The sequence below is a fragment of the Stappia sp. ES.058 genome (assembly GCF_900105595.1).
Taxonomy (GTDB): Bacteria; Pseudomonadota; Alphaproteobacteria; order Rhizobiales; family Stappiaceae; genus Stappia.
In genome coordinates this window covers 2,747,075-2,766,954 of sequence record NZ_LT629784.1, presented here as the reverse complement: position 1 = coordinate 2,766,954, position 19,880 = coordinate 2,747,075, and the positions used below count along the sequence as shown (strand labels likewise).

Here is a 19,880-nt window from a genome sequence, read left to right as displayed (position 1 = left end):
CTCCCAACACGGCAGGAAGCTGCTATATTGGTCCAAACAGCGAACAGATTCGCGCGCGTGCACATCCAAACTGTCGAGACACAATCCTGAATGCCCGATTCCCCTCGCGATTTCCCCGGCGACCGCTTCCGAGCCCCGGCCCCGGCCGATGACGCCCGTGGCGTCGCGGCGGTGTCCGCACCGGCCGGCGGCATTGCGGCGCGCGCGCGGGCCGCTCTTGCCCGTCCTGCCGCTCCTGCGTCCTATCTGGAGGGGCTCAATCCGGAGCAGGCCGAGGCGGTGGAAACCCTCGACGGTCCGGTTCTGGTGCTTGCGGGCGCGGGGACAGGCAAGACCAGGGTTCTGACGACGCGCATCGGGCATATCCTGGCGACCCGGCGCGCCTTCCCGAGCCAGATCCTGGCGGTGACCTTCACCAACAAGGCAGCACGGGAGATGAAGGAGCGCATCGCCCGGCTGATCGGCGAGGGCGCGGAGGGCTTGCCCTGGCTCGGCACCTTCCATTCCATCTGCGTCAAGATCCTGCGTCGGCACGCCGAACTCGTCGGCCTGAAGTCCGGCTTTTCCATTCTCGACACAGACGACCAGATCCGGCTGATCAAGCAGATCATCCAGGCCGAGGGGCTCGACGACAAGCGCTGGACGGCGCGCGTCTTTGCCGGAATGCTCGACGGTTGGAAGAACCGGGGCCTGACGCCGGAGCAGATCCCGGAAGGCGAGGCGCGCAGCTTTGCCAACGGGCGCGGGCGAGACCTCTACGAGCAGTATCAGGAGCGCCTGTCGATCCTGAACGCCGCCGATTTCGGCGATCTGCTGTTGCATGTGATCACGCTGTTTCGCGCGCATCCCGATATTCTGGCCGACTATCAGCGCCGCTTCGCCTATATGCTCGTCGACGAGTATCAGGACACCAACATCGCGCAGTATCTGTTCCTGCGGCTTCTGGCGCAGGGCAACACCAACATTTGCTGCGTCGGCGATGACGACCAGTCGATTTACGGTTGGCGCGGGGCTGAGGTCGACAATATCCTGCGCTTCGAGCACGATTTTCCGGGCGCCAAGGTGGTGCGGCTGGAGCGCAACTACCGCTCGACCAGCCATATTCTCGCGGCCGCTTCCCATCTCATCGCCCACAACGAGGGACGGCTCGGCAAGACGCTCTTCACTGATGTGGTCGACGACACGGAAGAGGACGTGCGGGTCGCCGTTGCTGCGGTCTGGGATTCGGAGGAAGAGGCGCGCGCCATCGGCGACGAGGTCGAGGCGCTTCAGGCCAGCGGCCACAGCCTCGATTCCATGGCGATCCTGGTGCGGGCCTCGTTCCAGATGCGCGAGTTCGAGGATCGTTTTGTCACGCTTGGCGTGAACTACCGCGTCGTCGGAGGTCCGCGCTTCTACGAGCGTATGGAAATCCGCGATGCCATGGCCTATTTCCGCTGCATCGTGCAGCCGGCGGACGATCTTGCCTTCGAGCGCATCGTCAACACGCCGAAGCGCGGTCTGGGCGAGGCGAGCCTGAAGCTTGTGCATGCCTATGCCCGCGCCAACCGCATTCCTTTGATGCAGGCGGCCTCCGATCTGTGCCAGACGGAGGAACTGAGGCCGAAGGCGCGCACGACGCTGAAGATGCTGCTTGCCGATTTCGACCGCTGGCGCGACCAGGTTTCGACAATGTCGCACACGGACCTGGCCGAGGTCGTGCTGGACGAGTCCGGCTATACCGAGATGTGGCGGGCCGACCGCTCGGCGGAAGCGCCCGGGCGCCTCGACAACCTCAAGGAGCTCGTGCGCTCCATGGACGATTTCGAATCGCTTCCCGGTTTCCTGGAGCATATCTCGCTGGTGATGGACCGCGACGCGCAGGGCGACGCGGAAGCGATTTCCATCATGACGCTTCACTCCGCCAAAGGGCTGGAATTCGATACGGTGTTCCTGCCGGGCTGGGAGGAGGGGCTGTTCCCGCATCAGCGCGCGCTCGACGAAAGCGGGCGCGCCGGGCTGGAGGAGGAACGGCGTCTTGCCTATGTCGGGCTGACGCGCGCGCGGCGGCGCGCGAAGATCTGGTTCGCGTCCAACCGGCGCATTCACGGACTGTGGCAGTCGACCGTGCCCTCGCGCTTTCTTGACGAATTGCCTGCGGATCATGTCGAGATCGTCGAACAGTCGACGAGCTACGGCGGCTACGGAGGCGGAGGCTATGGCGCCAGCCGCTTCGATACGCGCGATCCGTTTCAGGCGAGCTATTCGACACCGGGCTGGCAACGGGCCAAACGTGCACGCGCGAAAGCCGGCGGAGATACCTCCGGCGGCGGATTCGCCGGACGCATGGGCGGCGAAGACCGGCGCGGGCAGGGCGGCCCGCGCACCATCGAGGGCGAATTGGTCGCGAAATCCGTCGCGGACGCGCCCTCGACCTTCGACATGGGCGAGCGGGTGTTTCACCTCAAGTTCGGCTATGGCGAGGTCGTCGGGATCGAAGGCAACAAACTCACCGTCCAGTTCGACAAGGCGGGCCGCAAGAAGGTCCTCGACAGTTTCGTCGAGCAGCACTGAAGTTTTCAGACGTCGGCCAGGGGCCACATTTCAAAGTGGCTGGCCGACGGGTTCGGTGTTCTCGTCGTCGGGCAGCGGGATCAGCATGTGCCGTTCCCGGATGAACGGGTATAGCGCCACGGCCTCCCGCAGGACCTTCTGTCCCAATCGCACTCGACCCTGCCCCATGAGAATGCGGGCCTTGCCGCTCATGGCGCCGAAATGACGCGGCTCCAGCGCCAGCGCCTTGTCCAGATCGGACAGCGCGGCGTCGTATTTCTGCTGCAGGAAAAGCACGAAGGCGCGCTGGTTCCACCCTTCGGCATAGTCGGGCGCTTTTTCCACCACATCGTTCAGGATCAGCCGCGCGCCTTCGAAGTCGAACTGGCTGCGCTTGCGCATGGCCTCGCGGGTCAGCGCATTGATCTTATCGCTCGGTGCGGTATCGACCCAGGCTTCCCAGATTTCCGCTTCGATCAAACGGGCCGCATGCTCGGTCTCGGCCGCCTTGAGCGCGGCGAAGAGCGCGTCGCTCCCGGCTTTCGCGGGTCCAAACGCCAGGACGAAGGCGATCGCGGCGGCGCCCAGCACACGGGCGAGCGCGTAGCGATGTTTCGGGACGGGTGTTTGCAGGTCGCGGAACATGTGCGGCAACTGGCGTCGTGACATGGCGTGTGCTCCTCGGTTTTGTCTTTCTTCCCGAGCCGGTTGACGGCCCTGCCATTGACTTGGCTCCGCATGCAGGCAAGCTTTCGTCCAAATTCATCGGCCCGCGTCATCTTGCGCGAATGAGTATCGGGAGTTTTCTGCGCGCATGTCCAATGTCGTGACCGCCGTCGCCATGATCGCCGCCGCCGGCGTCGCTGCCCAGTGGGTCGCCTGGCGCTTTCAGCTTCCAGCCATCGTGCTTCTGCTGGCCGCCGGCGCGCTTGCCGGGCCGGTCACCGGCCTGGTCCAGCCCGACGTGCAGTTCGCCGGACTGGTGCAGCCGCTTGTGGCCGTTGCCGTGGCGATTATCCTGTTCGAGGGCGGGCTGACGCTCAATTTCCACGAGATCGCCGGAACCACCAAAGCGGTGCGCCGGATCGTCTTCATCGGCGCGCCCGTGGCCTTCGTGCTGGGGTCGGCAAACGCCTTCTATGTCGCGGAGTTGAGCCTGTGGCCGGCGCTGATCTTCGGCGGCATTCTTGTGGTAACGGGGCCGACGGTAATCATCCCCTTGCTCAGGCAGGCAAAGCTCGCCAAGCGCCCGGCGGCACTGCTGCGTTGGGAGGCGATCCTCGCCGACCCGCTGGGCGCCCTGATCGCGGTCTTTGTCTTCGAGGCGTTTCTGGTTGTCTCCGGGCAGCATCACGCCGACACTCTGCTCATGCGCGTCGCGCTGGCGCTGGTGCTGGGGCTTGCCGGTGGCTGGTTTGCGGGCCGTGCGTTGGTCTGGGCCTTCGTCAACGGTCATGTGCCGGAATACCTCAAAATCCCGGTAATTCTCACCACGGTCATCGGCACCTATGCGATCTCCAACGCGGTGCTTGAGGAAAGCGGTCTCCTGACTGTCACCATGCTGGGGCTTGCGCTCGGCAATTCGCGCATCGCCTCGCTTGGCGAGGTCAAACGCTTCAAGGAGATCATGACGATCCTGTTAGTGTCGGGGGTCTTCATCATTCTCACCGCGTCGCTGGAGCCGGCCGCCCTGGTCTCGGCCTTCGAACCGCGTACGGTGGCATTCGTGGTGCTGCTGCTTGTCGTGGTGCGGCCGGTGTCGGTCTGGCTGGCAACGATTGGAACCGGACTGAGCCTGAAGGAACGGTTTCTCGTCGGCTGGATCGCGCCGCGCGGCGTGGTTGCGGTCGCCGTCTCGGGCCTGTTCGCCGGGCTATTGGTCGCACGCGGCGTGGAGGACGGGGCACGGCTCGTGCCGCTCGCCTTCTCCGTGGTGGTGGTGACCGTGATCGCGCATGGGTTTTCCATTGCGCCGCTGGCGCGCGCGCTCGGGCTGTCGTCCGGCAATGGCGCGGGGCTTCTCATCGTCGGGGCCAACCGCTTCACGGTCGCGCTCGCCGAAAAACTTGGTCAAAAGGACATTCCCGTTCTCATTTCGGACCGCAACTGGCGCCGTTTGAGTCGGGCGCGCAACGCGGGGGTCCCAACCCATTTCGGCGAGATTCTGTCGGAAGTGGCGGAACACACCATATCGCTTGCGCCCTACAGCCATTTGCTCGCGGCCAGCGACAACGACGACTACAACGCGCTGATCTGTACGAACTTCGGTCCGGAAATCGGGCGCGCCGAAGTGCTGCAGATCGGCCGCGACGACACAGAGAGCGCGCAGCACCGTCAGTTGATGGTGACGCTCGGTGGGAGGCCCTATCTGGCCGCCTGCGGTGGCATCGAGGCGCTGGACGCGCGACTGGCGCAGGGCTGGAAGGTGTCGGCAACCGCCTTGAGCGAGACCTATGGCAAGGACCGGTTCCTCGAGGAACGCGCGCAAGAGGCGATCAGCCTGTTCATCCTGTCCGCCGGCGGAAAGCTCCGTCCGGAGCCGGATCTTTCCCAAGACACGCTCAAGGCGGGAGACACGGTTTTCAGTCTCGTTCCGCCGGAAAACGACGCGTGAGACGTCTTAGCGATTGATACGCCTTTGCCAGCAGCGCTATAGGGCAGGCGCACACTTTCCGAGGCCGGAGCCTTCATGATCACCATACGCGTCCGTATCACTGCCCCGGAATTCGAGGCAAAGCGCATCTACGACCTGCTGGCCCGCGATTTCGAGGACGACGGCAATCCCGTAACCGTGTTCGAATCTTCGTCCGACGGGCGGAACTGGACCGCCGAGATCCTGTTGTTCGACATGAGCGCGGACGAGGCGCGGGAGCTGATCCGCGACCGGCTGGGGGCGGATGCCTTCGCAGCCCCCGTCGAGGCGGAACCACTCGACGATATCAATTGGGTGGAAAAGAGCCTGGAGGGTCTGTCGCCGGTGCGCGCCGGACGGTTTTTCGTGCATGGCCGGCACGATCGCGGGAAGCGCCCGGCGAACGGGATTACCATCGAGATCGAGGCGGCGCTCGCCTTCGGCACGGGTCATCACGGCACAACATCGGGCTGTCTGATCGAGATCGACCGGCTTTTGTCGCGCCGGCGCTATGACTGTCTGCTGGATCTGGGGACGGGAACGGGCGTTCTGGCGATCGCCATGGCGCAGCTTGCACGTCAGCGCGTTCTGGCCACCGACATCGATCCCGTGGCAACGCGGACAGCGGCAGCCAATGCCGTTCACAATGGCGTCGGCCCGCTGGTGTGCGCGGTCACGGCGGCGGGTGCGGATGCGCGTATCTTCGCCGAGGAAGGCCCGTTCGACCTGGTGGTGGCGAATATTCTGGCCCGCCCGTTGATGCGCATGGCCTCGGCCGTATCGCGTTGCATGGCTCGAGAGGCGACGTTGGTCCTGTCCGGTCTTCGCGTGGAAGACGGGCCCCGCATTCTTTTTGCCTATGGAACGCAAGGGTTTCATCTGGCCCGAAGGCAGGATCGGGACGGCTGGCTGACCCTGACGCTGGTGCGCGGCCGGCGCGTCCCGTGATCCGCTGATCCTGGCGTTTTGGCCAACAAAAAACCCGGCCAGGAGGCCGGGTTTTTTCGTCATGCCGCGTGTTCGACGGCGTGATTGTCAAAATGCCGATACGGCGGAACCCTGACGTTCCAGCTCGGCCCGGTCATACCCGTAGCCGGCAAGCGTCGCGTCATCAAGTGACAGAAGGTAACCGTTGACGTAGCGGCGGGCCTGACGTTCGCGGGCACTCACCAGCGAAGCGAATGCCTTGCCGACAAATCCCTTGGAATTGCCGCGCGAGGAGCCGCCAATCGAGGTCGATGTGAAAGTTGCGATGGCCATTGTGACTGTCTCCGGTTCGAGGTCTCTTAGCGAAAGAGCTTCCTCCCTCAAACTCTTGGACTGAGTATGGGGGTGGTTGGCACATAGGAAAAGGCCGTTAAGTGCATGGCTGCGCTGCGATTGTTGCATGTGCGAATTCAAAATACTGCAATGCAGCATAAAAATTTGGCGCGAAGCGCCTGCATATTTTGCAGTCTTGCGCAGGAGTTGTGCAGCGTGCCTTGCGCAGGTGCACAAACAGCTTTCGCTTGATCGGGAGTTGATCTAGCGTTCCCCACATGTTTCAGACCTTCGACAGCATGAATGATCCGTTCGCGGGTTCCGCGCGTTGCGCGGCGCTCCGGCAAGACCTCGCCCGGCGCAAGCTGGACGGCTTTCTCGTTCCGCGCGCAGACGCCCATCAGGGCGAATATGTGCCCCCTTCGGACGCGCGGCTGGAGTGGTTGACCGGATTCGCGGGGTCCGCCGGCATCGCCGTGGTTCTCGCCGACGAGGCCGCGATTTTCGTCGACGGCAGGTACACGATCCAGGTGCGTGAGCAGGTCGACACGCAGGTGTTCACGCCGATGCATCTGACCGAGTGCCCTCCGACGCAGTGGCTGGCGAAGACGCTGAAGCCGGGTGCACGGCTCGGGTATGATCCGACGCTGCACACCATATCGGGCACGCGTCGCCTGAAGGCGGCCTGCCTTGCCGCCGGGGCGGAACTCGTTGCGGTGGCCGACAATGCCGTCGATGCGGTGTGGGAGGATCGTCCAGTGCCGCCGCTGGGGGCGGTTGCGGTCCATGCAGATGCGCTGGCCGGCGAAGCCGCGTCCGACAAGATCGCGCGCATGGGCGCAAAGGTCGGGGACGCCGGTGCGGACGCCTTCGTGCTCACTCAGCCCGATTCCATCGCCTGGCTGTTCAACATTCGCGGCAGCGACGTCGCCCATACGCCGCTGCCGCTTTCCTTCGCGATTCTTCCGGCCAAGGGGAAGCCGCGGCTCTTCATCGATGGCCGCAAACTCAGCAACGCCGTTCGCGATCACCTCGTCGGGCTTGCCGAGGTCGAGGAGCCGGTCGGGCTTGTGCCGGCGCTCGCCGAAATGGGCCGCGCAGGGGCGAGCGTGATGCTCGATCCCGACTGGACGGGCGATGCGCTTGCAAGCGCCGTCCTTGGCGCGGGCGGCACGATCAGGGAAGGCGCGGATCCGATCACGCGCGCCAAGGCGGTCAAGAACGACGCCGAGATCGCCGGTGCGCGCGCAGCCCACCTGCGCGACGGAGCGGCCTATGCCCGCTTTCTCGCATGGTTCGACCGGGCAGTCCTCGACGGTCCGCTCGACGAGATCGGCGTCGCCGAGCGGCTTGAGGCGTTTCGGGCCGAGACCGGTGCGCTCAGGGAAATCTCCTTCGACAGCATTTCCGCTGCAGGCCCCAACGCCGCGATCTGTCACTACCGGGTCGAGCGGAAGAGCAATCGCCCGATCCCGCCCGACAGCCTTTTCCTGATCGATTCCGGCGGGCAATACGAAGACGGAACCACCGATATCACCCGCACGCTTGCGGTCGGGTCTGTGTCCGATGAGATGAAACGCCATTTCACGCTGGTGCTCAAAGGGCATATCGCGATTGCCACCGCGCGGTTCCCGGTCGGCACAACCGGGGCGCAGATCGATGCGCTGGCGCGGATCGACCTGTGGAGGGCGGGGCTCGATTTCGACCATGGCACGGGGCATGGTGTCGGTTCTTATCTGTCCGTGCACGAGGGCCCGCAGCGCATCGCCAAGACCGGACATGTGGCGCTTGATCCGGGCATGATCGTGTCCAACGAGCCAGGCTACTACAAGGCCGACAGCCACGGCATTCGCATCGAAAACCTGGAACTGGTGACGGGTCCGAGCGAGATCGACGGCGGCGAACGGCCGATGCTGGGCTTTGAGGCGCTGACGCTTGCGCCCATCGACCGGAGGTTGATGGTCAAGGCGATGCTGAGCGACGAGGAGCACGCCTGGGTCGATCGCTATCATGCCCGTGTGCTGGCCGAAATCGGCCCCCTGATGGATGACGAGACGACGGAATGGCTGCGGGCGGCGACCGCGCCCTTGTGAGACGGCGCCGGACCGACATCCGGGACTTCGCGTTTGCGGGTTCATTGTCGATCCGACGCCAGCATGTGATTGCCGACGATCGAGCAGGATTGCGCGAGGCATGAGTGGACATGAGAGTTCTGGATGCATTGAAGATGCCCTTTTGGGTGGCGCAAGTGGCCACCGGGGCGAAGTCGTTTCGTGACAATCCGGTTCTGGGCAGCCGCCGGCTGAACGCGCGCGGGCTTCACGTTGGCCGCGTACGGACGGCCCAGGCCATGGCCGACCGGCGCCGGCGAAGCATGACAGATCTGCTTGATGCCGATCATCGGCGGTTTTTTGCCGAAAACGGCTATGTCGAGCGACGCAATGCGCTTCCGGCAGAGACCTTCGAGCAATTGCGCGAAGAGGTGAACGGCACTCTCTTCGATGCCTGGGAAATGCGGCAGGGAAACGCTGTGACCCGTTTCATCCCATTGTCGCCGGAAGTGCTCAAGACCCTGCCGGCGCTTGCGGCGTTCGTGAACGGGCCCGTGTTTCAGGGCACGCTGAAATATGTCGCCTCGACCAGAGCCGAGCCGACCGTCTATCTCCATACGGTTTTGACCGACCCCGGTCTTGGCACGCCCGACCCGCAAACGCAGTTTCACGCCGACACCTTCTTTGCCAACGCAAAGGGCTGGTTCTTTCTCGACGATGTGCCGGAGGCCGCCGGCCCCTTCAGTTATGTGCCCGGATCGCATCGGCTGACGCCGGCGCGTGCGGCATGGGAGCAGGCGCAAAGCGAGACGGCTGCCTCGCACCAGAACCGGCTGCATGGACGCGGGTCGTTTCGCATTGACGAGGCCGAACTCGCCGGACTCGGGTTTGCCGCGCCTGTCCAATTCGCCGTGCCGGCCAATACGCTGGTCGTCGCCGATACCTTCGGCTTTCACGCCAGAACGCCGAGCCTTCGTCCCTCGGTGCGTATCGCGGTCTATGGCAGTGTGCGGCGCAACCCGTTCCTGCCCTATGCCGGGTTCGACCCGTTCACGCTGCCGGGCTTGCGCGGACGCCCGGCCCAACTGCTGAACGTTTATCGCGACACGCGGGGGCGATTGCTGAAGAAGCCACCGTCCGAGCGCTACGTGGGCAAGACCCTGATCACCGATCCCGCGCATGTTTGAGGGCGCTGGTTAACGGTGCTCTTCGACCTGATTGTTGATCAGTTCGGCGTTGAAGAAGCGCAGGGCACGCACGTGCGTGGCATGTCCGATCACCTTTGTGGCGTTGGAGCCGTCGACCACCGGCAGGCGGTTCATACCGCTGTCGTCGAAGACCTTCAGCGCTGTTTCCAGTGTATCGGTGAGATGCAGATACGGTTCGCCGCTCGCAGGATCGAATTCGACCGGCTCGGCGTCCTCGGCCACGCGCTCGACGAAATCGGAGACATGGACAATGCGCACCAGCCACTTGTGCGCGCCCTCATGCAGCATCACGCCGCGCATCTCCAGTTGCCAATGAAAATACGAGCGCCCGTGCACGGCCTGGGTCAGTCCTGTCGCGATCGACACGGTGATCAGCAGCGCGATGGACAGCGCATAGCCGCCGGTCAGTTCGAAAACGATCATCGTGGTGGAAAACGGCGCGCCCAGAACGGCCGCCGCCACCGCGCCCATGCCGAGGATCGCATAAAGCCCGTGCGAGGAGGCCAGTTCGGGAAAGACGGAGGCCGCGATCAGGCCGAAGGCGCCACCGCACATGGCGCCGAGATACAGAGCGGGTGAGAAGATCCCCCCGCCGAAGCGCGAGGCCAGTGTGATCGACGTGGCGGCGGTTTTCGCCACAAGCAGGGCAAGCAGCGTCGCGAGCGGCAACTGGTGCTTCAGAGCCGCATCGGTTGCCTCGTAACCAACGCCCAGAACCTCCGGATAGGCAAGGGCGATGGCTCCGACCGCAAGTCCGCCGAGGGTCGGGCGTAGCCACAAGGGCATGGAGACGTTGCGGGCCACCCAGTCGGCTCCGATCAACGCGAACTGGAAGAGAACCGCAACGGCTGCACATGTCAGGCCGAGCAGCGCGAAGGCCGGCACCTCCAGGAGCGAGGTGATCTGGTACTGCGGAATGACGAAAGCGACGACGTCGCCGAACCAGGCCTGCGCCATCAAGGTGCCGAGCACCGAGGCAATGACGATGGGCACGAAGGCGGTCAGCGCATAGTGGCCGAGAATGACCTCATGCGCGAACAGCACGCCGGCGATCGGGGCATTGAAGGAGGCCGATACCGCGCTTGCCACGCCGCAGGCAAGCAACATGCGTCGCGCCGCATCGGGCAGGCGGAAGATCTGGCAAATGGCGGTGCCGATGGTCGCGCCCAGATGCACAACCGGTCCCTCGCGCCCGGCGCTCGCGCCGCTGCCCAGCGACAGCGCGGTGACGACAGCGGAGGACAACCCGGGCCACAGCGCCAGTCCGCGTCCGCCCTGTGCGCGCGCCTCGATCACATCTGCGACGCCGCCGGCGCGCTGTTTCGGCTGGATGAACGTCAGGTAGAGCCCGACAACAAGCCCGCCCGCTGCCGGGGCGAGCAGAATGGTCCACCAGGGCACCTCCGCCGCCGCCGAAACGACGGTTTCCGCCGCCGAGCCGAGCCACGTCCACTGGATGGCGCCGATGGCCAGACGAAACAGGATCGCGGCGGCGGCCGTGAGCACGCCGATGACGATCGCCAGCGCCCACACGAGCGGCAGACGCGTCGTTCGGAACAGCCGGATGTTCGGCTCAATCCAGCGCGCGGCGATCACCGGCAGGCGTTTCACTATCGTGGGCAGGCGGATCATGGAACCGGATCTCGTTGCGCCGGGAACAGTCTGTCCTAGCGCCTGGTGATGGAAATCCGGCGCCCGGCACGCTCAGGGCGACCGAGCACCGCATGGGCTGCTTTCATACGCTCCAGCTTCTCGAGCACGTCTGCGGGCCAGGGTGCGACCTTGCGCGCGCCCATGTCGACATGCAGCGAGACCTGTTCCGAGGTCGCGGACAGGAAGCCCTCCTCGGCGTGATAGAGTTCCTGATAGAGATGCGCCCGTTTCTCGTCAAAATCAACGAGCTGAACCGTTGCATACACCGGGGAATGCTCTTCCAGTTCGCGCAGGTAGCAAAGATGGACCTCCGCGGTGAAGAAGGAGGCGTTGCGGGTCGCCACATACTCCGGCCCAAGCCCGAGACTGATGAAGGCCTCGTCGACGCAGGTGTCGAACAGGACATTGTAGTAGGCCATGTTGAGGTGGCCGTTGTAGTCGAGCCACTCGCTCTTGACCGTTTGCAGGGAGCCCCTGAAGGGGGCAGCCTCCGTTGAGGCGCTTGTCATGGCATCCGTCTTTCGTTTTCGGTCCGGCGCCATGGCAGGCAAAGCGCGCGAGATCGCTCGGAAGTCTTTGGCCGGGATGGCCGTTTTTGCTAGTGTGCGCCAAACCTAGTCCGACGGTGCGCGCAAAGGCAAATCCCGCCGGCGCGCATCTGCCGTTCCTCCGAGAAACGGCGCAAAGCCACGGGATCTGGAGACGTCGATGACGCTTGCCTCGATGCAAATGCCGGTCGAGCGAAACGAAACGGGAATCGGGATCGCGCTGCAGCTGCTGGCGCAGCGGTTCGGAGACCGGTTTTCCGCCGCAGGAGCGCTGCGCGAACAGCATGCGCATACCACCACCTGGCTGCCCAACCAGGCGCCGGACGCAGTGATCTTCGCTCATTCCACCGAAGAGGTGGCGGAGGCGGTGCGCATTTGCGCCGAGCACAAGGTGCCCGTCATTGCCTTCGGCACGGGGTCCTCGCTAGAAGGTCATGTCAATGCGCCGGCCGGCGGCGTTTCAATCGACATGTCGCAAATGGACGACGTGCTCCAGGTGAACGCCGAAGACCTCGACTGCACGGTTCAGGCTGGCGTGACACGCACCAGGCTGAACGAGCACCTGCGCGACACCGGACTGTTCTTTCCCATCGACCCGGGCGCCGATGCAAGCCTTGGCGGCATGGCCGCGACGCGGGCGTCGGGCACCAACGCGGTGCGCTACGGCACCATGAAGGATGCGGTGATGGCGCTCACGGTGGTGATGGCGGACGGCACCATCGTCCACACCGGCGGACGGGCGCGCAAATCCTCCGCGGGCTACGATCTCACCCGTCTGCTCGTCGGGTCGGAAGGGACGCTCGGGATCATCACCGAGGTGACCTTGCGGCTGCACGGCATTCCCGAGGCGGTTTCGGGCGGCGTATGCCCCTTTCCCGATCTGGATTCCGCCTGCAACGCCGTGATCATGACCATCCAGTGCGGCCTGCCGGTGGCGCGTATCGAATTGCTCGACGCCATGCAGATCCGGGCCAGCAACGCCTATTCCAAACTCGACCTGGCCGAGACGCCGACACTCTTCGTCGAATTTCACGGCACGCCGGACGGGGTGCGCGAGCAAAGCGAACTGTTCGGCGAGATCGCCCGCGACAATGGCGGCGGCGAGTTCGTCTGGGCGACAAAGGCGGAGGATCGCACGCGGCTCTGGACGGCACGTCACGACGCCTATTGGGCGGCACTCGGCTTGCGGCCCGGCGCCAAGGGGGTTTCGACGGACGTCTGCGTGCCGATCTCCCGGCTCGCCGAATGCATTGGCGAGACCAACCGCGATATCGAGGCGCTGGGCCTCACGGCTGCGCTTGTCGGACATGTCGGGGACGGCAATTTCCATGTCCTTGTCCTGGTCGATACCGACAATCCGAAGGAAATCGAGACGACGGAAGACTTCATCGAGCGGATGAACTGGCGCGCCATCGAAATGGGCGGCACCTGCACCGGTGAACACGGGGTCGGGCAGGGCAAGATGAAGTACCTTGCCCGCGAGCACGGAGCCGGTCTCGATGTCATGCGCGCGATCAAGGTCGCGCTCGATCCGGACAATATTCTCAACCCCGGCAAGATCGTGCCGGCGGCGTGAGCGGGGCGCGAAGACATTCGCACATGAGTGAGGGAGAAATCCTCTGAACTCGATCTATATCACGATCGGCCTGAGCGTGATCGCGGTGCTTCTTGCTGCGCTCGTCGCTCCGTTCTTCATCGACTGGACGGCCTATCGAAGCACCTTCGAGAGCTATGGCGAGCGGCTTCTCGGTCATCGTGTCGCGGTGATGGGCGACGCCGAGATGCGCCTGCTGCCGACCCCGACGCTGACCTTTTCCGACGTGCGCGTCGGCGAGCCGGAGGACCCGCTGCTCGCTGTGTCGCGCTTTGCCGTGCGTATCGAGTTGCCGCCGCTGCTGAAGGGCGAGGTGCGCATCATCGACATGACGCTCGAGGAGCCGACGCTGAGGCTGTCCCTCGACGAGCAGGGACGCCTCGACTGGTTCACCGGCCTCAACCGCGACGGGTTCCTCCGCGATGTCGATCCGGATCTGGTGATGCTCGAGCGCGCCACCATCCGCGACGGACGGGTGTCTGTGATCGATGCCCGCAACGGCCGGAGCCACGTCCTCGACGACATCGACCTGCTTGTGGGGGCGCGTTCGCTGCTTGGCCCCTACAAGCTCGATGGCATGGTGAGCCACAAGGGGCAGCGCGCGACGCTGGTGCTGGCGACCGGGCGGCGCGATGCCGAAGGCGCCTTGCGGCTGCGGGCCGGCATTACGCCGGTCTCCGTTCCGGTCGATCTGGTGATGGACGGGCAGATCTCGCTCGAAGACGGCCGTCCCGCCTATGAGGGCGCCTATACGCTGAACTCGGTGACGGCAGAGGACGAAGCAGCCAAGCGCTGGCAGAGCGAAGGCGCCTTTGCGCTCGATGTGGCGCGTCTTGAATTGTCGAAAGCGACCTTGCGCTACGGCCCCGAAGATCGGCCGGTGACGCTTGAAGGGGGGCTCGAGGTTTCGCTCTCCGACCCGTATCGCTTTGATTTCAATGGCGCTTCCAAGCAGGTTGACCTCGACCGGATCGCCGGGCGCGGTCCGCAGGATCCACTTGCGCCCGGCGAAGCGGGAGATTTGCTGCTCAGTGCCTTGCAGGCTTTGCCGCATCCCGCGATCGACGGGCGGATCGCGCTCGATGTTCCCGCGCTGGTCGCCGGCGGCGGTTTGGTCCAGAATGTGCGGATCGAGGCGGAACGTCTGGCCAGCGGCTGGCGGCTGGCGGAAATCTCCGGCCAGATGCCCGGCCGTAGCCCGTTTCTCGTGCGCGGCGACCTCGAGCTTCAGCCCCGCGCCGCCTTCCGCGGCGATTTTGCCGCCTCCGTCGCCCAACCCAATGTCTTCGCGGACTGGTGGCGGCAGGGCGTCGTCCTGGATGCCGTGGTCGACCCCTTTGCGCTCGAGAGCCGGATCGAGGCGTCGCCCGCCGGAGTTGCGCTTACCGATCTGGTCTTCGAACTCGCCGGCGAGCAGGGGCGGGGCGCGATCAGCTACCGCGAGCCGCGCAACGGGCCGCCGGTCTTCGAGGCCGATCTCGATGCGGATCTGCTCGACGCCGATCAGGCCGCTCTGCTTGGCCGGCTTTTTCTGGGCGGAGAGAACGGTGTATTCGCCCAAGCGGGGCAGAATGCGCTCCAGGTGGCTCTCAGGCTCTATGCGCAAAAGCTGAAGGTCCGCGATCTGACAGCCTCCGCGATTGCCCTGCGTGCCTCCTATGAAGACGACGTGCTTGCGATCGAAGATCTGACGATTGCCGATCTTGCGGGCGCGAAGCTCGCCGCCAGCGGACGGATATCCGATGTTTCGACGGCACCGGCCGGGCGGATGCGGCTGAGCGTTGACGCCGAACGTCTGGCCGGCGTTGCCTCGTTGCTGGAGACCCTGTTTCCTCAAAACACCGCGCTTGCGATTTTCACCGACAGGCCGCAGGTCTTTGCACCTGCAAAGCTTGATGCCATCTTCGAGGGCGAGGCGGACGGCGGTGATCCGCAAGCTGGAACACGCGCGACCGTCACGGTCTCCGGTACGGCCGGCGGCACGGCGGTCGACTTCGATCTCGGATTGCGCGGGCGGCTGGACAAGTGGCGCGAGGCCAGTCTGGACTTTGAAACCGGCTTTACCGCCGCCGATGGTGGCGACCTGCTGCGACAGTTGGGGCTGACCGTCCTGCCGGTTGCGCAGCTTGGAGAGGCGCGGGTCGAGTTCGGCGGCGCCGGCGTCCCGAAAGACGGACTGGACGGGCACGCACGGCTGTATCTCGACGATGCCTCGCTGGTGGGGGTGGGGACGCTGACCCTGCCCGGCGACGGGCCGGCGGACTACAATGCCGACCTCCGCGCCAAGGCCCAGGACCTGCTGCCGCTCACCCTGATCACGGGCCGGTTGCCATCGCTTTCAAGCTCGGTCGGCGATGTCGACCTGGTGGCGACACTTGAGGGGAAGGGCGATACCTTTTCCCTGCGCGGGCTTTCAGGCCGTGTCGCGGGGACCGAGATGGACGCCGATCTCGAGGTCGATCTGCGTCGCAGTGTCTCCGAACTCCTGCCGCAGGTGCGCGGCACCGCGTCGCTTTCCGAACTCGATCCGGCAGCTCTTGGCGACCTTCTGCTTGGTGCCGATCAATTGACGGCCGCGGGCGGTCGCGCCGGCTGGCCGTCCATCGCCTTCGGTCCGCCGGTCGTCTCGGGCGTTGACGTTGCGCTCGACGTCACTGCGCGACGGATGCCGCTCGCCGAAGGTCTTCAGGCGACGGACATGACGGGAACGCTGGGGTTGAAGGAGCGATCGCTGACCCTTGACGTTGCCGGTGCCGACCTCGCCGGCGGCCGGCTCTCCGGTGCGCTTGCATTGCAACGCACCGACGGACAGGCCGGACTGACGGTTTCCATGCGGGTCGAGAATAGCGCGCTTGGCGATTTCATCTGGCGGCGCAATGCCCGCCCGGTCGCAACCGGGACAATGAATCTGTCGCTCGATCTGGAAGGAACGGGGCGCTCGCTTGCCGGGATCGTGTCGGGCCTTTCGGGCGGGGCCACGCTTTCCATTCGCGAGGGTGAGATCCGCGGGATCAATCCCGACGCGTTTGACCTGGTGATCCGTGCCGCCGACGCCGGGCTGGAACTCGACGACGACGCCATTCGCTCCGCATTCGAGAGCTATCTGGACGCGGGCCGATTGCCGTTCGATGCGCTGGAAGCGGGCGCGACGGTCGCCGGCGGCGTGGTGCGGGTCAGCAACGTCACACTCGACAATGCCCGGGCCTCGGTCTTCGGCAACGCCCAGATAGACCTCGATGCCCAGACACTCGACAGCGATTTTTCGCTGAAGGTCGACCCCGGCGCGGAAGCGGTCACCGGTGCGGAGCCGGAGGTCGGGCTCGTCTTCTCCGGAACGCTCGCGGATCCGGGCCGCTCCGTCGATATCGCGCCTTTCACGGCCTTTCTGACGCTGCGCGCCTTCGAGCGCGAGGTTCGGCGTATCGAGGACCTGCAGGCGGAGATCGATGCGCGCGAAAAGGCGATGGAAGAGCGCACCTTGCGGCTGCAACGCGAAAAGCGGCGTGAGGATGCGAAGACATTGCTTCCGGGAGATCCGGTTCCTGTGCCCCGGCAAACCGAGCCCGACCCCCGACCCGGGGACGAGGCCGCAGCCTCGCGGCCGAAGCCCGCGATCGATGTTCCCTCCGTTCCCGGCGTCGCCGCACCAACGGCCCCGCGCGAACCGGTCGTGCGTCCGCCCGCCGCGCCGACGACGCCCGCGGTCCCAAGGAGCCGTGAGGCATCGTCGCAGGCCGCCTCGGATCAGCCGGATCGACCGGCGGCTGCGGCCCCCGGCTTCGGGGACAGGATCCGCTCCGCGCTCGAACAGATCGATGCGACGGGGCGCGTCACGCCCTCCGAACCGCAAACGGAAACGGGTGGTCAACCGATGCGGCTGCTGCCGCCGCTGGACCCGCCGGTCTTCATCGACGTGACGCCGGATCGTTGACGCGCGCTCAGCCGTTACCTGCCTTGTAGAAGGCAAGTGCGGCGACGCGCAGTGCGGAAGACAGGGCCGGGGCATCGCTCACCGGGTCCAGGTGCCTTGAATCGTCGATGCTGGCGACAAGGGCGGGCAGGCTGACGCCATCGCGTGCTGCCATCGCATCGAGCGCATTCCAGAATTCCGGTTCGAGCGCAAGGCTGGTGCGGTGGCCATGCAGTGTAAGAGAGCGTTTCAGGAGCGGCACGGGGCGATCCCCTTGCGGTTCGGAAGGATCTTGCGCGGTCGCGTCACGCGTCCGGATCCGTTTCCGGCTTCGGGCGCGGATCGGCAGTGTTCTCGCCGACCTTTTCAGGCGCACGCAGGTGCGCATCTATCCGGCGCTCTGCGTGAGTGCTCTCGGCCTTGCTGCGGTCCCGCTCGGATTTCGTGCGGCCGAACACCACGCGGTTTTCCGCTGCCCGCGTGTCCTTGTCCCGCTGTTTGCGGGCCTTGCGGGCCTTGCGCAGGTTGATGATATCACCGGTCATCGCCGCGTCCGTTCAGGCCTTGTCAGGGCTTCTTGCGAAAGGCGTCGAGCGATACGACATCGGCGCTGGCCGCATCGTCGTCCTTGGTTTCGTCGGTCTCGTCGGACGCCGCGCTGCCGTCTTCTTCGCCGGTTTTCGCCGTCTTCTTCTTTTCGGTCCTGGACTTTGCGGTCGCACCGTCCTCGTTGGACAGGACGCTGTCGATCTCCGACAGCGTGGCTTCCGCCCGCTCCTGATCGCGGGCGGCGCCGACAAGCTCTTCCGGCAGCTCTTCCGCCGTCTTGCCCGGTTCGAATTCGAGCGCGAACTGGACCGAAGGGTCAAAGAATCCCTTGATCGAGGAAAACGGCACGAACAGTTTTTCCGGAATGCCGCCAAACGAAAGACCGACCTCGAAGGCGTGATCCGTCACGGTGAGATCCCAGAACTGGTGCTGAAGCACCACGGTCATTTCGTTGGGATAGCGTTCGTGCAGGCGTGGCGAAATCCGCACGCCCGGGGCATTGGTGTCGAACGCGATGTAGAAATGATGTTCGCCCGGCAGTCCGATGCGGACCACCTCGGTCAGGATCTTGCGAACGGCGCCGCGAAGCGCGTCCTGAATGACGATGTCGTAGCGGATGAGGTCTTCGGCCATTGGCTGTAACTGCCGGTGTTTGGAATCAGTCTTGCGCCCAACATGGCCTGTGGCGGGCGAGATGAAAAGGCTTCCAGGCCGCCTTGTGCCATTCTTTTGCGTCTCCGGTGCGACTGCACCGCCCGAAAGGGCCCAAGGTCACGGGAATCGGTATTTCCCGGGGTCAAAAGCCTGGCAAAAAAGAAGTGGAGGCTTCTGTTGCCAGGTGCCTCCGAACCCCGCCTGAAGGTGCTAACCAGCAGGACTTAGTGGACTACCGGCACTGCATTACGCAGCGACAGCGTTGTCCATAGCATAGTTGTCATTTGCAACTATTGAGACGGCCCGATAACGGCGGAACCATGCCGGACGAAAGAAAAGCCTTTACACCCTCGTCGATCCTATTTCGCCCCCCCGAAGCCCGCCTGTTTTCGCTTGCGCGAGACGGGCTTGGGTGGAGGCGCCGGGTACCGCCCCCGGGTCCGATAGGCTTATTACGCAGTCCGTTTATCGTCATAGTCAGCTTGCGCCGACACACCCAATATAGGCAGTGCCCTTGCGGATGAAAAGGGGGTGTCTCGCGCGCTTGTGAGCGCGTGTCATTGGCGCGCGATGCGATGTCGTGCCTAGAGTGCGGCATATCAAGGGTCCGGCGCGGATCGGGCATTGCGCGCGGACGCATGTTGAGGAGTGGCAGCCATGAGCGGGATTTCCAGACGCCGGGTTTTGATTGCGGGAGCGCTTTTTGCCGCAGCCGCAGGCATTGGCGGGCTTGGCGCCGCGCGGGCCGGCTGGTTCGGCTTCGGTGACGATGACACCGGTCCGGTTTTCACCGGCATCGTCGATGGCGTGGCCGTCGGCGGCTACGATCCGGTCGCCTATTTCACGCAGGGAAAGCCGGTGGCGGGCTCATCCGAGATCACCACTACCCATCGCGGGGCTGAATGGCGCTTTGTCAGCGCCGCAAATCGCGAGGCCTTTCTGGCTGAACCGGAAAAATACGCTCCGGCCTATGGGGGCTATTGCTCCTGGGCGATCGCGGAAGGCAAGCTTGCAAAGGGCGATCCGCAGAATTGGGACATCGTCGACGGTCGGCTTTATCTGAACTACAACGACGCCATCCAGAAACGCTGGCGCGCAGATGTGCCGGGCTTCATCACCAGGGCCAATGGCAACTGGCCGGCGCTCGCCGAAAAATAGCCTGCGTCGCGGTGCGGGCGCTGCCGGAACGGTGGATTATGGGCGAAACATGGTTTCGCGATGCGTCCGTCTGCCTGCGCGCTTGATTGCCCAAGCGCGTGCGCGCAAGACTTGGCGCGCAATCGAATCGA

Annotated in this window: 15 protein-coding genes and 1 other RNA gene; 8 read left to right on the top strand and 8 right to left on the bottom strand. The window is 64.8% G+C overall.

Features of this window, described 5'->3' with window-relative positions; all coding sequences use genetic code 11:
- The first annotated feature begins 90 nt into the window (after positions 1-90).
- Entirely contained in the window at positions 91-2,553 is a 2,463-nt protein-coding gene (locus tag BLU32_RS12910; RefSeq protein ID WP_093807550.1) for an ATP-dependent helicase, read from the top strand.
- Positions 2,554-2,583: 30 nt separating this feature from the next.
- Here BLU32_RS12910 and BLU32_RS12905 read toward each other — a convergent pair whose 3' ends face one another.
- On the bottom strand, positions 2,584-3,201 hold the full coding sequence (locus BLU32_RS12905; protein WP_093807548.1) for a tetratricopeptide repeat protein: 618 nt from the start codon (positions 3,199-3,201) through the stop codon (positions 2,584-2,586).
- A 145-nt stretch (positions 3,202-3,346) separates the two neighbouring features.
- Between BLU32_RS12905 and BLU32_RS12900 the strand changes: the two genes are divergently transcribed.
- Both BLU32_RS12900 and BLU32_RS12895 read left to right on the top strand, forming a co-directional pair.
- Complete coding sequence (locus BLU32_RS12900; protein WP_093807546.1) at positions 3,347-5,146, top strand: sodium:proton antiporter; 1,800 nt, start codon at positions 3,347-3,349, stop codon at positions 5,144-5,146.
- Between the two features lie 75 nt (positions 5,147-5,221).
- A complete protein-coding gene (locus tag BLU32_RS12895) occupies positions 5,222-6,112 on the top strand; it encodes a 50S ribosomal protein L11 methyltransferase (protein WP_093807544.1) in 891 nt (296 codons plus the stop codon).
- An 87-nt stretch (positions 6,113-6,199) separates the two neighbouring features.
- Here BLU32_RS12895 and BLU32_RS12890 read toward each other — a convergent pair whose 3' ends face one another.
- The gene (locus BLU32_RS12890; protein WP_093807542.1) at positions 6,200-6,424 is read right to left on the bottom strand and encodes a hypothetical protein; all 225 of its coding nucleotides are present in this window, start codon (positions 6,422-6,424) and stop codon (positions 6,200-6,202) included.
- A gap of 278 nt (positions 6,425-6,702) precedes the next feature.
- Between BLU32_RS12890 and BLU32_RS12885 the strand changes: the two genes are divergently transcribed.
- Positions 6,703-8,517 (top strand): aminopeptidase P family protein, encoded by a 1,815-nt coding sequence (locus BLU32_RS12885; RefSeq protein ID WP_093807540.1) that lies wholly within the window; start codon positions 6,703-6,705, stop codon positions 8,515-8,517.
- A 110-nt stretch (positions 8,518-8,627) separates the two neighbouring features.
- The gene (locus BLU32_RS12880; protein WP_093807538.1) at positions 8,628-9,662 is read left to right on the top strand and encodes a phytanoyl-CoA dioxygenase family protein; all 1,035 of its coding nucleotides are present in this window, start codon (positions 8,628-8,630) and stop codon (positions 9,660-9,662) included.
- 9 nt (positions 9,663-9,671) lie between these two features.
- On the opposite strand, the gene BLU32_RS12875 is transcribed toward BLU32_RS12880, so the two are convergent.
- Together BLU32_RS12875 and BLU32_RS12870 are read right to left on the bottom strand one after the other, a co-directional pair.
- Complete coding sequence (locus tag BLU32_RS12875; protein ID WP_093807536.1) at positions 9,672-11,315, bottom strand: chloride channel protein; 1,644 nt, start codon at positions 11,313-11,315, stop codon at positions 9,672-9,674.
- A 35-nt stretch (positions 11,316-11,350) separates the two neighbouring features.
- The gene (locus tag BLU32_RS12870; RefSeq protein WP_093807534.1) at positions 11,351-11,845 is read right to left on the bottom strand and encodes a thioesterase family protein; all 495 of its coding nucleotides are present in this window, start codon (positions 11,843-11,845) and stop codon (positions 11,351-11,353) included.
- 199 nt (positions 11,846-12,044) lie between these two features.
- Here BLU32_RS12870 and BLU32_RS12865 point away from each other — a divergent pair, with 199 nt between their 5' ends.
- Both BLU32_RS12865 and BLU32_RS12860 read left to right on the top strand, forming a co-directional pair.
- Positions 12,045-13,460, top strand: a complete 1,416-nt coding sequence (locus BLU32_RS12865) for an FAD-binding oxidoreductase (protein ID WP_093807532.1) — start codon at positions 12,045-12,047, stop codon at positions 13,458-13,460.
- Between the two features lie 43 nt (positions 13,461-13,503).
- Positions 13,504-17,409 (top strand): AsmA-like C-terminal region-containing protein, encoded by a 3,906-nt coding sequence (locus BLU32_RS12860; RefSeq protein ID WP_371326973.1) that lies wholly within the window; start codon positions 13,504-13,506, stop codon positions 17,407-17,409.
- Between the two features lie 7 nt (positions 17,410-17,416).
- On the opposite strand, the gene BLU32_RS12855 is transcribed toward BLU32_RS12860, so the two are convergent.
- From BLU32_RS12855 to ssrA, 4 genes are all read right to left on the bottom strand, one after another.
- Complete coding sequence (locus BLU32_RS12855) at positions 17,417-17,650, bottom strand: ribbon-helix-helix domain-containing protein (RefSeq protein WP_244501697.1); 234 nt, start codon at positions 17,648-17,650, stop codon at positions 17,417-17,419.
- Between the two features lie 43 nt (positions 17,651-17,693).
- A complete protein-coding gene (locus BLU32_RS12850) occupies positions 17,694-17,933 on the bottom strand; it encodes a DUF4169 family protein (protein WP_093807526.1) in 240 nt (79 codons plus the stop codon).
- A gap of 22 nt (positions 17,934-17,955) precedes the next feature.
- Positions 17,956-18,570, bottom strand: coding sequence for an SspB family protein (locus BLU32_RS12845; protein ID WP_093807524.1), 615 nt, complete (start codon positions 18,568-18,570; stop codon positions 17,956-17,958).
- 184 nt (positions 18,571-18,754) lie between these two features.
- Positions 18,755-19,122: a transfer-messenger RNA gene (gene ssrA, locus BLU32_RS12840) on the bottom strand.
- A gap of 126 nt (positions 19,123-19,248) precedes the next feature.
- Here ssrA and BLU32_RS12835 point away from each other — a divergent pair.
- Positions 19,249-19,749, top strand: coding sequence for a YHS domain-containing (seleno)protein (locus BLU32_RS12835; protein WP_093807522.1), 501 nt, complete (start codon positions 19,249-19,251; stop codon positions 19,747-19,749).
- Positions 19,750-19,880 lie beyond the last annotated feature (131 nt).

Excerpts from the sequence above, each read along its gene's own strand:
- BLU32_RS12905 (WP_093807548.1), bottom strand. The coding sequence starts at position 3,201 with ATGTCACGACGCCAGTTGCCGCACATGTTCCGCGACCTGCAAACACCC.
- BLU32_RS12885 (WP_093807540.1), top strand. The coding sequence starts at position 6,703 with ATGTTTCAGACCTTCGACAGCATGAATGATCCGTTCGCGGGTTCCGCG.
- BLU32_RS12870 (WP_093807534.1), bottom strand. The coding sequence starts at position 11,845 with ATGACAAGCGCCTCAACGGAGGCTGCCCCCTTCAGGGGCTCCCTGCAA.
- BLU32_RS12835 (WP_093807522.1), top strand. The coding sequence starts at position 19,249 with ATGAGCGGGATTTCCAGACGCCGGGTTTTGATTGCGGGAGCGCTTTTT.
- BLU32_RS12895 (WP_093807544.1), top strand. The coding sequence starts at position 5,222 with ATGATCACCATACGCGTCCGTATCACTGCCCCGGAATTCGAGGCAAAG.
- BLU32_RS12890 (WP_093807542.1), bottom strand. The coding sequence starts at position 6,424 with ATGGCCATCGCAACTTTCACATCGACCTCGATTGGCGGCTCCTCGCGC.
- BLU32_RS12910 (WP_093807550.1), top strand. The coding sequence starts at position 91 with ATGCCCGATTCCCCTCGCGATTTCCCCGGCGACCGCTTCCGAGCCCCG.
- BLU32_RS12865 (WP_093807532.1), top strand. The coding sequence starts at position 12,045 with ATGACGCTTGCCTCGATGCAAATGCCGGTCGAGCGAAACGAAACGGGA.
- BLU32_RS12845 (WP_093807524.1), bottom strand. The coding sequence starts at position 18,570 with ATGGCCGAAGACCTCATCCGCTACGACATCGTCATTCAGGACGCGCTT.
- BLU32_RS12850 (WP_093807526.1), bottom strand. The coding sequence starts at position 17,933 with ATGACCGGTGATATCATCAACCTGCGCAAGGCCCGCAAGGCCCGCAAA.
- BLU32_RS12900 (WP_093807546.1), top strand. The coding sequence starts at position 3,347 with ATGTCCAATGTCGTGACCGCCGTCGCCATGATCGCCGCCGCCGGCGTC.
- BLU32_RS12875 (WP_093807536.1), bottom strand. The coding sequence starts at position 11,315 with ATGATCCGCCTGCCCACGATAGTGAAACGCCTGCCGGTGATCGCCGCG.
- BLU32_RS12880 (WP_093807538.1), top strand. The coding sequence starts at position 8,628 with ATGAGAGTTCTGGATGCATTGAAGATGCCCTTTTGGGTGGCGCAAGTG.